This is a genomic window from Acinetobacter septicus (genome assembly GCF_019355975.1).
GTDB classification, from domain to species: Bacteria; Pseudomonadota; Gammaproteobacteria; order Pseudomonadales; family Moraxellaceae; genus Acinetobacter; species Acinetobacter ursingii.
Genome location: NZ_CP079899.1, coordinates 231,746 through 246,948 on the forward strand (window position 1 = coordinate 231,746; position 15,203 = coordinate 246,948).

9 protein-coding genes are annotated in these 15,203 nt (G+C 38.3%); all 9 read right to left on the bottom strand.

The annotated features are described in order from the left end of the window. Window positions 1-2 precede the first annotated feature (2 nt). On the bottom strand, window positions 3-1,145 hold the full coding sequence (locus tag I6L31_RS17630; RefSeq protein ID WP_005005801.1) for a M41 family metallopeptidase: 1,143 nt from the start codon (window positions 1,143-1,145) through the stop codon (window positions 3-5). Between the two features lie 78 nt (window positions 1,146-1,223). Beyond that, window positions 1,224-8,507 (bottom strand): LPD1 domain-containing protein, encoded by a 7,284-nt coding sequence (locus I6L31_RS17635; protein ID WP_005005800.1) that lies wholly within the window; start codon window positions 8,505-8,507, stop codon window positions 1,224-1,226. A 208-nt stretch (window positions 8,508-8,715) separates the two neighbouring features. Then, on the bottom strand, window positions 8,716-9,957 hold the full coding sequence (locus tag I6L31_RS17640) for a hypothetical protein (protein WP_005005799.1): 1,242 nt from the start codon (window positions 9,955-9,957) through the stop codon (window positions 8,716-8,718). Between the two features lie 12 nt (window positions 9,958-9,969). Then, on the bottom strand, window positions 9,970-11,160 hold the full coding sequence (locus tag I6L31_RS17645; RefSeq protein ID WP_005005798.1) for a hypothetical protein: 1,191 nt from the start codon (window positions 11,158-11,160) through the stop codon (window positions 9,970-9,972). Between the two features lie 5 nt (window positions 11,161-11,165). Beyond that, on the bottom strand, window positions 11,166-12,002 hold the full coding sequence (locus tag I6L31_RS17650; RefSeq protein ID WP_005005796.1) for a hypothetical protein: 837 nt from the start codon (window positions 12,000-12,002) through the stop codon (window positions 11,166-11,168). 12 nt (window positions 12,003-12,014) lie between these two features. Then, on the bottom strand, window positions 12,015-12,977 hold the full coding sequence (locus tag I6L31_RS17655; protein ID WP_005005795.1) for a hypothetical protein: 963 nt from the start codon (window positions 12,975-12,977) through the stop codon (window positions 12,015-12,017). Between the two features lie 25 nt (window positions 12,978-13,002). Then, window positions 13,003-13,803 carry a hypothetical protein gene (locus tag I6L31_RS17660; RefSeq protein ID WP_228128637.1) on the bottom strand — a complete coding sequence of 267 codons (801 nt, stop codon included), beginning with the start codon at window positions 13,801-13,803 and terminating at the stop codon, window positions 13,003-13,005. A 9-nt stretch (window positions 13,804-13,812) separates the two neighbouring features. Then, entirely contained in the window at window positions 13,813-14,241 is a 429-nt protein-coding gene (locus I6L31_RS17665) for a hypothetical protein (RefSeq protein ID WP_005005789.1), read from the bottom strand. Window positions 14,242-14,309: 68 nt separating this feature from the next. Continuing rightward, entirely contained in the window at window positions 14,310-15,203 is an 894-nt protein-coding gene (locus tag I6L31_RS17670) for a hypothetical protein (RefSeq protein ID WP_005005788.1), read from the bottom strand.

The window sequence follows — 15,203 nt, forward strand, 5'->3', positions numbered from 1 at the left end:
TTTTAACAATGAAGCTTTTGACTATTTTCATCTTCACTAGATGACCAGTTTGCTGAAAACTTGAGAAATTCACCATTAGGATAAGGTAACGACTTTAGGTGTTTAACCTCATAAAAGAACAACAAAATTTCTTCTTTGTTGAGAACTTTATTTTTTTCAAGTGCATCACACATTTTTAACAACACACTTTTATTTAGTTCAAAGAACTCTTCAATATTTTTTGTTTGAATTTTTCTTAAAGTTTCAAAACTTTGCATGTTGTGGCATTTCTCAAAATCCGATTCAGGATTTATAAAATACAAACCGTTGAATTGATTAGATAAATACTTTTTAGCCATTTCTTGCCATGTTGTAAAGTCACTACTTGCGCCTGTAGAATAAAATCCACGTATAAGTTTTTCTGCAATTTGCCCAGCAAGTAGAACATGCATGCGCCACTCACAATACGTTTTTTCTTCAACGACATTGCTTACAGGTATGTGACTAACCATTCCTGAAACATACGGGATATCAGGATGTCCACCCAAAAATATTTGTGCTTTAAAATCTGGCTGAATACAACCGTAAAAAAAACACATAATTAGATGGCCTGATTCATGTGCTGCAACTGTTTTAATGTCTGTATGTGTCAATGTTGAGTTTGGCCCAGACGATGTATAAGGTGCATATTCTGATTCATTTAAATGAATAGATGAATCTAATAAATATTTAAAGCCCAAGTATCCAGTTATTAAAATAACAGAAGCCGGCAACAGCAGTTCAGGATGGTTTTTTAATTCAGTGTAGTGTTGCTCTACAACAATATTTAGAAATGCATTTGCACCAGTGAATAGTAAAAAAAGCCGAGACAAAGAACTAAAGATTTTTCTTGAAAACAATCTATTAAACTGGCTTCTTTTTTCTGAATCCAACTGCGGTCGCTCTGTTATGAACTGAATTCCCAAAAACAGAAATGTAATTATTATTAATAAGTTAAACAGATTCCATAAGTATTCGTTTGTAGTCTTGATGACATCTAATTGAGCTTCAGTAGTTGCTAAGTACAAAATACCCGACACCAACAGAATAAATATAGTTTTAGAACCCATCCAGTCTGTCAAATAAAACGGTATTTGAACTAGTTTTTTCTTTAGCATATTCATCATATAAACTTTTTTAAACAACCTTCAAATCTTATGAAAAAGGGTAATACCCTTTTAAAGAGTATCACCCTCAAAATCAAGTTAAATGGCTAATTCTGAATTATTCGTTTGTTTACTCAACTCAACATCTGCTTGCTCTTCAATGTTAGTCATAAGCTTAGACCAATATTCATCATATTCAGCTTGTGACATCTCATTAATGACCTCATTCCATTTAAGTAGATTCTCATGCTGATCTGTACCCGGTTGGAAGAAGTGCATTGCATTTCTGACATACTGCTGATGATCAGCAAAACGCAGTTCAGCAATATTTTCCTGAATATAGTCCAGGCCTTTCACCGTAAATTCGCGAATCTCCTTCATGATTGCATCTTTTTCTATACCATGCGGTTGAGTTACAGAAGATGAACCACCTTCAGGACATGGGTAAACAAGCCAATCATTACGCAAGTTCATTTCTGCTAAGGTCACTTGTAAGTACTGCTCACCACTACGGGCAAACATTTCATGTGCGGTCGTCCAATACGGCTTCTTAGCACTTGTTAAGCCCTCTAATACCATCGCATTTTTGTAGAAATCAGTTTTTAGCTGAGATTGATTAGTTGATGTTAAGCGATCGTTCGTCTGTAAGCTTAAAGAAATTAACTTTAAGTGTTCATCTGACAATGGTTTAGGGCTGTTTTCTTTGATGAAGTCGAGTGCACATATCGCAAACTGACTACGCAACATTTGTCGATAATCACGGAATACAACTGATCTAAAGACTGTACTGTTCGCTGCACCAAGTACTTGCGCTGCAAAGACACGATCATGATCAATTTCAGAACGAGATTGCGAGATATATTTGTTGAGCTCAGTCCGTGGGATTGGATACTCATTTTCAGACAAGAACTTATGCAAGCCTTGGGCAACGTGCATATAACGTCTATGTTGTATGGCGTCCTTTTGGAAAAGTTCAGGATCTTCATGACGATTAGCGAAGTTAATCAATGAAGATAGTTCAGTATGCAACTTGCCACGTTCCGCAATAAACGTATTAATTTTCTCTTTTATGCTGTCTCTATCTGGCGTAAACAAATCAACAATGTCAGGTTGATCTACCAATGTTTTATCCAAAATCGTTTTGATGCTGGTTTCATAAAACTTGACTTGATTCTCAAGATTCGTGCGAAGTACTTCTATCGAGTCATCCTTTTTCATTGGCAAGTAATACATCGCTTGATTTACTTTGGCTGCAGCTTGCAACAAATCTTGGTTAATGTTGGCATACTTCTCAGACTTAATGTTATTCAATTCTGCAAAACGAGTTAGATAAGGCTGTACGTTTTCCATCATCATTTTTGGTTGATTGCGTGTCATCGCACTAAAAATGAGATGGTCATAGGCATGGAAAAATTCATGACCAAACGAGCCAAAACCTGAATTCTTGGTTAAGTTAATCACACGGTTAGATGGCTCATAATGTGCCATCGCAGCGGAACGTCCACGCGAACCAAAAGCAACACCCAACATACCGTTAAAGCCAACAAATTTCGGATCTATATCAAGTGCCTTAGCAAGAGCGAAACAACCGTCATATGCGTTATTTAACGCGATTTGACGATCGCTCTGGTTCAAGTACTCGCCAAACTCTACGGCTTTAAATCCAAAGGTCGCTTGCAAGGTATGTGCTGTAACATCTTGGCCATTACGTGAAGCAATGTTTTCCGTCACAACCACATCACTGAGCTTGAATGCCTTACGCATAGTACGAGGCTTAGCATACTCTTTGAATAGGGCATCTAAGGTACTCGCCGTGTCATCTACAATGTGCGATACATTCTTTTCAGATAACGAGACTTCTTGAGTATCATCATTCTCTGCAGTTGCGTCTTTGGTTTTTTTAGCAGTTAACAGATCCATGACCTGTTCAGATAGACCAGCATCAGATCTGCTAAATAGCGTACTCGAATCTATAATGTTGCCACTTCTAAAAGTAACAGTCGCTTTTACTTTGTCTTGGAACGGTTTGGCATCAATCGCACTACGTATTTTTTTATAGATAGAGTAGGTGCCTTTAACTGGCGGTAACTCTTTCCTTAAATGATGAAGTGCTTCAGTGAGCGTTTTACGTGCTTCACTACTATCGGTTTTCGCCAATTCAGAACTAATAATCATGTCAGTGGCAGCATATTCAGCATAGCTTTCTACCAATGAAAATAATGACCGATCTAATGATTTAAACGCCGTGAACAGATCTTTGTCTTCATTCAAACGAACGTATAAATCACATGCATTAGGAATAAATTCACGAACTGTTTTTGCTTCCATTAATGCATCACGCATACTTAAAACAGCGTCATAGTATCCAGCACCTACTTTTTTAAACTGTTCTTCAGTGGCATTTTCAAGCGGATAACGTGGCTGATCATTCGTCATCTTACGTACAGCGTCAGTCAGCAAGTGAATGTAAATATCTCGACCAGCTTCTTTTGCTTGTAAAACCGATTCCTTTTTCCAAATTTTGTCACGCGTAATTAGGTTTTTGACTTGCAAAAGCGACATATCTTGAATCTGACTGAGCGATAAACGTGGACCATACAGATCCTTTTTCGCACCAGGCATTTTCATACCCGTATCTTCAATAAGTCCAACTTCAGAACGTGGCTCAGTGGCTTTCGGTTTGGTTGTTTTTGGCTCTTTTGGTGCTTCAGCTTCAGGCTTACCCTCAGACTCAAACAGTGATGTTTGTTCTGGAGCAACTGGCTCAGTCGGCTCTACAACTTCTACCGTTGTTTCCTGTACTTCTGGTTCAGTAGGCTTTTGAACTTCAGGCTCAGTTACGGTCGGTTCTTCAACCAATGGTTCTTGGGCAACTTCTACAACAGGTGCGCTTTGAACCATATGTTCAGGTTTATATACTTGATCGCGAGACTTAAATAATTCTGCTTTTTTGAATGATTTTGCAAAATCAGTAATTAAGAAGTTCTTAGAGTTCGGGTGCTTTGGCGTAGGAAGAATTTTATAGCCTTGATCAACAAATTGCTGATGTTCGGCATTATTCACAATGGCCAGTTTTAACGGAGCTTGATCATCGGCAACTTTAATCGCGAGATCGAACCGGTCTTTAGATTCAAGTAGCTTTTCACCAAAGGCAAAATCAATTTTATTGACCAATGTTGAAATATTAACAGCCACAATCTCATTAAGGCCTTTAACATCAATATTTTCAAAACTTGGTGATAATGGCACCTTGATTGTCTGCAGTATGTTTTCACGTAACCCAAGATCATTTAATACTTGGTCCACAAGATGCGCTTTTATCCCGTTTAACTGGAAGTCTTTAAACAATCCACCACGCTCGTTGAATTTAGCAAACTGCTCAACATTATCAAAAACCCGTAATTGATCATGCTGTAAAACTGGTGTGTCTTTATCAATGACAGAAATCACTAAATCAGCACCGTCATTGGCCACAATAATTTTGGTGCCGTTTTCAAACGCTTGATCCATTTCTTTTTGATTGATGTAGTCGGTAAAGACGTTCATCAAATCAACATTGGTCATCACATCATTGCTTTTCACAAAATCGATTAGATCTTGTTTCGCCGTTGGATCGATGTATTGATTATCGGCATCACGTAAAGTTAATGCCTTGTAATCGTCCAACTCAGGGTTAAACAATACCTTTTCTTTAAGGTGTAGGTTTTCGATCGACTGGAAGATCTGATAGCGTTTTTCTAATGAGTCGATCAAGTACTGCATTTGCTCTTGCGTACTTAAAACTGAATCATTGCTAAGCGTCAAAGCTTTAAACAGCGCCTTATCGTCTGCAGCTAAGTCATTCAGACTTGATTTAACGATTAAGCGATCGGTAGACGGAATCTGTTCACCGCTGAAATATAAGTTAATCGCACCGTGCTTTTGTTCATCAGCTGGTGAAACCGTGAGATAAATATTTATCTCAGGAAACTCAAACTCTTTAATGCGTTCAGGATTGGTGATAATGCTTAAAAGAGATCCCGTTTTTGTCTCGAGGGATTTATTTTTTAGTGCCGTCCATTCTTCAATAGAACGATTTTCAAATGACTGCAGTAGGGCAGAATTGATTAAATCACGGTTGAGGTTAAATCCATTCTTGAGTGAGTCTGGAGTCGATTGTAATGCTTCAAGCACAAGCCCATGTTTAAAGAGATTGCCAAAGTCATTTTCACTGTTAACATCGGTCTTTTCAAGTGGCAAGAAACTTGATGCATGCTCATAGACATTCTTAACTTCAATATCAAGCTTTAAGCCTTTTTCATATTTCGGTACCGCTTCCTTGGTCAAAATACGATTAAGAATTACATTCTTAAGGTCATCATAGGTCAGCTTGTTTTCGCTGATCGGATTAGAGCTCAGGATATGTTCAAACGAAGAAGCACCATTAATCATAATGGTTTTTTGCTTTTGTAATGAACTAACCTTTTGACCTAGATCCATCGGTAGTAAGCGAATGAAGTTCTGATCAGATGCTATCGTACTGCTATACACCGCCAAAGAACGTGCGCTAACTTCAGGCTCAACCATCAAAGCGTTACCTTCAGCTAGGTAGGTTTTTACCGCTTCTTCAGTCAACGTGACGACATTTTCAATTTTCGAGTCTTTTGGTGCCGTGACTTCATTGTAGGTCGGTGTTAGATAACCTAGTGCCGTCAAAATATGCTTGTGCTCATTATTAATAATGGCAATAACCGCCTCAGATTTAGACTCTTCACCCACGGCATTTTGATAAAAGTCTTGTAGATAGCGCTTATACGCCATACTTACCGCGACCTTTTTATTTAAGGCAAAAAGCTGTTCTTGTGTATTTGAGTTGAAGTGGTCTTTATGTATCACCTTAGGCAGATAGTTTTGAAAGCTGTCTACCACATAGATTTCATCTTTTTCGAGTGTTTCTTTTAAAGACAAAACTTCATTGGTCGCAGCAAAAACAATCGCGTTGGCCAGTGCATTACCAGGATTCGTGCGTACACGTAATTCCTCATTTATCGCATGATTGAGTTGCGACCTAATATCAGGTAATCGGTTAAGGATAGGGGAGTCAGGATTGTTGCCAATATTGCTACTCAGCTCAGAAAGCACATGAGCCACATCGATGCGCTTATTAAAACCCTTGTAGTTACCGTCCTGTTCTAACAGGTTATAGAATCGCTCTAAGCTTTCATCTGATAAATATTGTGATGCAATGCTATGGGCATCACCATCACCAAGCGCCGTAAATTGGCTATTAATACTATGCAGTTGTTGAAGAATACGAGGCATTTGCTGATGAAATGAAAAGTAGTTTTTACCTACATTTTCAGCACTGGTCGCAATCATGTCCTCAATACTGTTATCCAGCACTGATACAGCATTCGAGAACACCATATCGTTAAAATCTGGCATTGCAGATTCTTGAGATGGTGAATATCCCAAAATAGAATATTCAAACTTTTCAACTGCAGATAACTCTTGATCTTGTTCATCATAATAATGAACCACATCAAACTGGTTAACAGCTTCATTCCAAAGCCCGTTCGGTTCTTCACCTAGATCAACGTTGAAATGATAAATGTCAATGTCATTTGAGGTGTGAGTAGCTTCAAACTCGTTCGCTTCATCCAATAGACGTTGCATTTCATCTTGCAATTCATCATCGGTGACAACGCTTTGTAGGAAGTTATCAAGATCCGTGCCGTATTCTTCACGGTCTATCACTGAATCAAAAAAACTATCATAAAGATTGTTCAGACGCGTAGAAGCAATGTTTAACTGACTTAATGCCAATTCCATTTCATAAGCTTGATCGTCATAGGCTTGCTGATCCAAAACATACGCATTTTCAGTAGCAACAGCGACTTGAATCGCAACCGCTTTTTCAATACGCTCACTGATGGTATGTGTTGCTTTCGCTTCAACAATAGCTTGACGTTCTTCTTTGAGCTTTGCAATTTTTTGTAGGTATTCTTGCTTAATTTTTCGCATTAAAGCGAGTTTAGTCAAAGAGTCCTTAATGACTGGTTCTGGAATGTTCGGCTTAAACTTGGTGTGTCTAAAAAAGTGATCAATTCGATTGAACAAACGTTTTACTGGAACCTTAGGTTCAGGCGGTATGGTTTGCTTAATTTGATTGAGATCCAAGCTTTCTAAACTTGTACCGATGTCATCCAAACTTTCAGAAATTAATTCACGATCAAAACTGCTATCACCAATAGAGTAGGGATCAAATGTTCTTAAATTATTAATATTATTTTGAACGCTTTGAATCAGGTCCTTAATCTTATCGGCAAGGTCGAATTCTTCTACATCTAAAGTTTGGTTGTTGTATTCCCAAACTTTCCAATCATTGTCCACCAGCTGTAACGCAGTTGTTTCTATACCAAATGGTGCCAATGCTGACGGAATGCTGTTTTCTTCGTATGAATACAAACAGTCATTGATTTTCGTGACTAAGGTTTGAAGCTTGATCAATCCTTGGTGATTAACGGCATGATCATCCGATCTGAGCGCATTCACAATTGGATCAATGCTCGTATTCAGCCCCTTATTCAGCTCTCGAATATCAATAAATTGCTTCGGTAAGCTGTTATACGCTGGCCATGCTGGATGTGAAGATATTTTATAATTGGTCAGCTCAGGGATTTGCGTAATATCTTTTAGGGCAAGTACTTCACCGCCTGAATTAACCGAAATCACTAGCTGTTTGCTTAGTTCAATAGGCTCTATCGTATCTTCTATGAGTCCAGCATTTAGCGCTGCTTCTTTATCAACATAATAACGAGTCAGTGTTTTATCTGCTTGGTACCCGTAATTGTCTAAATCAGCCAACGGCAATGGATCTACTGACTGCAGTAATGTCGGTAGCTTATTCCAGCCTAAATCTGCTTTATTGAATTGTTTAACCGCACCCATAATGGTTGTATTTGGGGCAAACGGTTTTTGCTGTTTTGCTTGGTAAAGCACAACGGACTTTTGATTATTGAGTTCAAATAGGGATTGCCACTGGTTTTTTTCAGCACTACTCATTGGGTTTTGCAGATATATATCTGACATATCCATTTCAATGAGGTCATTTTTAGAGTCGTAAGGAAAAACAGATTTTATGTCAGCAAGAGAGAGACTATCTTGCGAACTCTTATACATAAAACTAAGGTCGTTATTTTGCTCATTGGTGATATAAACAAACTTTCCAGTCTGTTTTAAACCTGTTAAGAAGCTGTTTAAGGATGTGTTCAACTTTTTCTCTAAAAGCTCAACATCTTTAATCTTAATAATGGCTGCTTGGTTTCTTAAATCAGTTTTAGGGGTTACTACAAGTTGAGCGCCAAAGCTACTCAGATCCAACCATTTCTTTTTAGTTGACATATAAACTCCATGGCAATATGTATAAGCATCTTTTAATTAAAATATCAAAGCACCATCGGTTACTTTTGAACGGTATATACTAAAGATTATAAGAGAATTTATATAAAGAAACTATCTAAAAGGGTTTTAAACAAAAAAAAGGGATGGCTTAAAACCATCCCTTTTTTTAAGTTTTTTTCATTATCAGTCTGATAATGAAAAAATCAGGCTATTTACTTGCCATTGCTTGTGAAAGTGCAATCCTACGAATGTTACCCGTAGACTTAGAACGATCTGTCACTTCAATTGAGCCGTCAGATAATTTGCTTTCAGCAGAAACTAGCGCAGCCAATACCGCTTCTTTACGTTCATTTGACTTGTATTGTTGATATTGCAAGTTCAAGCGTTCAGTACCTTGAATTAAACCATCGACCATCAAACCACGTTCATCTTTAATCGCTTGTGATTTAGCAAAGTCTTTGTAATCTTGCCCTGAACCTAAATAACGAGCGACACTTTTTTCCAAGTGTTGCATCGGTGCAAGTTTGGTACTTGAATCATGACTATTGGTACCACCACCAGCAACAGGGGAGTATTGCGCTTGAATTGCTTTCAAAGAGGTAATTGCTGGAGAAGTTAAAGCATCTTTCGCCAGTTTAGCCATCACATAATCTTGACCAGCAGATGTTTTCGCAATTTTTCCGTCAATTGGGGCATCAGGTAGACCAACCATGTTGTTGATCAATGCATTTTGAGCACGAGCCATCGCCGTGTCTGGCGCTGCAGTCGTGAATAAAGTTGAAGCTTGTAAACTTAGACTAGCATTTTCACCAGCAGCACCACATAGTCCAGACGCAGCCTGAGAAGTGGTACAAAACTCATTATGAGCTTGTAACATAGCTTCTTGTGCTTTGTGAGGGTTCATGTAGACACCAGGCGCAGCAATCACTTCAGAGCCAACTTTATTTAAAATTGAACTATCAGCAGATTTATTGTCTTGTTGAGCTTGTTCACGATCGCTTAAAACTTCACACGCTTTAAATGCTTGGCCATGTGCACCAAACTCAAATTGAGCTTTTTTCATTTGCTCACTTTGTTTAACAGCTTGGTACGCCGTTACAAGACTTTGTGCGTTTTTATGTGCGTTATCTGAAATACCTTGAGCAGATACAGCCTCTTGTTTCGTCAGGATCTTAATCGCTGTCGTCACATCATCTTGTTGCTTTTTAATGCCCAAAGATAAGTTTGAGTCCAACGCACGTAACGCAGCGCTTTCCACCGCATCAGCCTGTTGAAGAAGCATATTCAAGGTATTTACTGCCATCGGGTTGCCCACGGAAGCACAGTAATAAGCAGATGCAGAACCACTAATGAGGGCGAGGGTTAAACCGAGTGCACTAATTTTTGAACGAGAGCCGTGCGCTTGTGGCGCTTTCATAACTTTACGTGATGTTCTTTTCGGAGTACGCATTATTTAGTCTCCTTAAAATTGAGGCATAGTTTGTGAAAGCTTAACTTTCACTGACTGGCCGTATTTCGTTTTCACATCATCTTTTATCGGCTGAGATTTCGCTAAAAGTAATGCAGACAATAAACCTTCTTCACGCAAACTTTGCTTGTAAGTTTGAAGATCTAAATAAACAGAAACGCCGTTAATGATATTGGCTTCTTTAAGTAGACCGCGTGGATCTTGCATCGCCATCGCCATTTGCCATTTTTTAGCTTCAGGACCGCCGTAGTAACGTGCGATTGTTTGGTCGATCAAATCGTTGGCAGACACCATTTTGCCGTCAATATCTTTGAATGATTTTGTATTTTGCGCGTCAATAACCGCCAAGCTATACGCTGGCATAGCAAGTAAAGCTGTTTTTTGGTTGGTCGCTTGCAAATAATCTCGACCAGCTGGAGTACGTGCCGTTGCAGTAGACAATGATTTATCTGGTGTACCTAAAATGTTTTCACGCACGTAATGTCTTGCAAGAGCTTCTTTTGAGCCAGGTGCAACAGACTTAAACAGTAGGGAAGCATTGGTATCGCCACCCGGTAATTTAGACAACGTACATTGACCAGCTTGTGCTTCAGCAACCGTACAGAATTCAGCTTTATGCACGTTTAGGCGTTGATTAATCACTTCCTGTTGAGAGCCAACTAATTTACCGCCGACTTGAGAAGTTTGAGTCGCCATATCAGCTGCTTGATCAATCACTTGACCAGATGCACTCGACATATTTGTATTTTCAGCCAAAACCTCACAAGACTTAAAGCCTTGACCAGTATTGGCACCATAAGCAAATTGTGCTTTTTTCATGGTATCTGACTGTAAAAGCGCTTGAATACCAGAGGCAATAGTTTGGGTGTTTTTAGTTGTCGCATCGGTAATTTGGTTAGCAGCTTGCGCCTTTTGCTTCACCGCAACTTTAAGCGCTGCAACGATGTTTTCAGTCGAATCATCTAACTTTCTACGGGTACTTTGAGATACTTTTTGAATATCATTTGCTTGGTTGCTTGCATGCTTAGGAATCTGAGAAGACATCTCGCTCATAATCGTACCCAAACCAACCGTAGCCCATTCAGCAAAAACAGGACTACTAATCACCAAAGTTGCACCTAAAATGACAGGTACAAACTTTGATTTTCCTTTAGGCTGTCTTAAAGTATTTTTACGCTTTCTCATAGTCATTACTCAAAGAATTTGGCTGAAGCATTGGAGTTTGGTGTAGTGCGTTGCATCACATTATTAGCCACCGAATAGTTAGCCAGTGATGAAAGAGTACTTCCAGCCATGTATTTATTTTGAAAATCAACGCAAGTTGATGAAGAGCATTCCATCAATCCGACTGGAACAACGTTGTTAGATGCAATTGACGAGTAGTTCAATGCAACAGTCGCTTGCTGTTCAGAAAGTCGAGAACGAGAAAAAACAAAAGCAGTATCAATGTCGCCATACTGCAGACCATTTGGAATCAAATTACAGACACCCATTTTTGCTTCTTCTACGCCACACGAGGTCGCCAAGTGAAACGCATATGGTGAGGTTGCTTCATCTGTTGAATTTGAGAAAAGTTTCCCTGAAACGTCTTGCATGTATTTAAAAACGTTAAAGTCTTTTAAGTTTCTATTGAGATCGGTTTGTTCACGTTCTTCAAGAGCCGTACAAAAAGCTGAATCAGGGAGGGCAGCATTCGTACCAGAATTTAAAATCGCTTTTTTGATCTCAATATTTTTATCGACACTTTGAATACCAGCAACGATCATTTCTGAATCACGCGTTTGGTTATCAACAATTTGATTTGCACTGACCGCTGTTTGTTGAGTAGATACACGCACAGCAGAACGTACCATCAATTGCTGAGCTTGTATTGCAAGCTCAGAAAGGATAGTGCCAAGACTAAAAGCATTGGTAAAAAGTGGTACGGATAATAGACCAACCGTTAAAGTACCCACCGCAATTGCTTTAACAGGTGAAAACTGATTAACAGTAATTCTTCTTTTACGCAGATTATTTCTATTTTTCATACCACCCCCAACTTAAGAGAAAAAGTCTTTAATTGATTGGGTGACAGAAGTAGATTCTGAACTTGAAGTTTTTGCGTTAGACGGTGTGCTAGTACTGGCTTTTTGATCAGTTGAATAAGAAACTGTACCAGTCGAGCTACTACCATTGATTGTATAAGTATCTCCACCCTCAAAAGCACCGCTAGGCATAACTAGACCAGGATCAAGTTTACCAAGTTGCCCATTCACAGCAGTACCAAGCGCACCCGATACATCAGTGTATTGACCCGCTTTGTTGATTTCACCTATAACATCATTCAATGGGCCAACAAGTTCAGTACTTGCAGTTTTCATTGCGTCACACGCTTTTTTAGTCGCGTAATCGACAACCATTTGTTGCGCTGCATTGATGATTGTATCAAGTGATGGAATAGTCACAGAAAGGTCAATGATTTTACCGATGTCAGCAAAACAGCCACCTTGACTAGCTGGACTGAACATTTTGTTAATATCGATTGGACGACCCCAAACCGTCATTTGTAGATCTAAGTTGTCTTTAACGACTTTACCGATCCCATCAGTTGCACATGATTCAATATTGGTTTGAATGTTTTGAGCAGCTGCTTGTTCACCTTTTTTAACCGCCATGAAGTTGTTTTCAGCAGCAGTAGAGTTGAATGACGAATTAGAACTGGTAGACGAATAATATCCGCTATTTGAATTCGACAAAGGCGTATCACCACCAGAGCTACTTGCAATGGTCGATGATGTTGCGATGTTTAAGTTACCCATGTTTTGAGTATTACTGGTAACAGAAGCAACGGAACTTTGTTGAACTGCAATAGCACTTGAACACCCAACAACGGTAGCAACAAAAATGCTTAAAGCACTTTTAGTTTTAAAAGCTGGCTTAACATTTTGTAGATTAGGGTTAGTCCTTAAAACATTGCCCCGAACTTGTTGTAGCCTTTTAGCTTTCTTGTGATTGTTACGCATATCTAGCCCTTTAAAAGAGTTATGATTAATGTTTTTTAGAAGCAAGTTCGCAAAGCACTACAACATCTTTTACTACAGCTTCACTACTTAAATATAAGGTAGCTATAAGGTGTTTTAACTCATATATCCTTTTAGCGAACTTATATATAGAATCATAATACCATTCTTCACCATATTGTAGTATATACTTCTCATTGGTTAAACATAGTTTTATGAATTCTTTTAAAATAGGACGCTTAAAAATAATATCTGTCGTAATATATATAAACTGAGTACTAACCAAACACATTAAAGTATTAATTAGCTCTACTTCCTCTTTTAAGCATTCCTGTAAAACCAATGGCTTTAGGGTTTTAGAAAAACCTTCCTCAGTCACAATATCTTTTAAAAAACCTGAATCCGAGTACTTATTTTTCAGAAAATTACTTAATTCATGCACGTTCTTTAAGTAAATATTGATCTGATCTTTAGACGCAGTTTTGAAATGTTCCTCTACACGTTTTGGATCGTTTAACGTGATGTCGAGCATTTCAGATTCATTATTTTTTTGATTTAAAAGCACAAAAGCGGTGAAGCTGGTAACTTTGCGTGTTTCGCCAAGATAGCCACTACTGCAAGCATTCAAAAAAACAAGGCAATGCTGTTCAGTAAGATACAAGCCGTATTCTTTTGGTGTACCTGATTCAAAGAAATTGAGTGAACGCTTATCAAAATGAAAAGTGTTCTCTAAGGTCTGACAAAAGTAGTTAATAGAGTGTACAAAAGCTTCTGGTACAAAGGTTGTAGGCTCTTGAGACAATGCTATGTTTTGGCTTTCTATGCTCATTCCCACGATTTATTCCTCTTTGAGAGGTAGGGCGTAATAGCCCATTTGACTTAAAACACGTAAAGGAATATCAAAGTTAAGACTTTGCGTTAGACCAGATTTAGGGTTAAAGGTTTTAGCTGAAGCTATAAACAAAGTTTGCTCATTAATAAACACTTGAATGCTATTCGTGACCTTTTGTTCATCAAGTATGACGCCACATACAATATCTAATTTCACATCAAACGTATAAGCATCCATTTGAACGTCTATTGATTCCCAATCGATCGTCATGAACAAATTTTGGTTTTCAAATTCCAAATTACCTTCTTCAAGAACTTTATTGATTAATCCCTTTTCTAATAATTCCAAGTAAAACGCATGTAAAGGCGTTGCATCTGCAAAACCATGAGGATTAAACGGCGTTCTTGTCGGTTCAGTGATTTTAGTTTGAATCATGTTTAACTCCATTAAAGGGTATTTAGATTCTATCTTAAAACACCCTAAATGTTTTTATTTAAAATTAATTAAAACCCATTGCTATAAGTTGAAGCGCTTTCTTTAGTTTTAACGTTTTCAAGATTGCTTTGCGTAATAGTATCTTTGTAATGCTGACTAAACGCATTTTTACCCGTTTCGTTTATGTTCTTAAGCTCATTTTTAATGACCTTAAGATAGTCTTGATATTTCGGTGACTGTTCTACATAAACTTCGGTCGCTGCAATTGAGAACATGTTCTTATCATTGGTTGCGATCGGAAATAGGGCAGTATAGGAAGCATCTTGCTTGAGCTGGTCCACAGTTGTTTGTTGCTCAATGATCTTCGCCTGATAGTCCAACAATGTTTTATTGATGTTTTCATGACTATGGATAACGAAATTCAACTGTCTGTCATTCGGACGTTCAAGGGTAAACGGCTGATCGATACCAGAAAGCTTATTACAGATCTCCATATTGTATCGGTAGGCTTCAAACGAGTCTGAAAAGTGATTAAAGTCTTTTCGGAGAGCATTATTGTTTTCTAAGTCTTGCTGAAAGTCTTGAAAGCATTGCAATACATATTCATCTTCATTTTTTTCAACGAATAATTGAGCGATGTTGGAGCACTGGTGTCGTTCGCAGAGATCCGCAAGCTTTTGAATGCTTTTAACCTCATTTTTCTTTTCTAAGATATTGCGTAAATGTAGCTGAGTTGCCCGATACTCTTGCATCAACATATTGTGATGCTCGACAAATAGCTCATAATCGCTTTTAAGGTACGGACTGGCACCTTCAATCTCACGCTCTACCTTTTCATGCTTAGAGTTGATTTGAACACGCTCACGCGTGGTATTCACTGTATTTTGACCAAAACCACCTAAGATTTTATCAAAAGTAATCATCGCATCGATGTCGCCAGTTACGTTTTTATAGAGATCCAT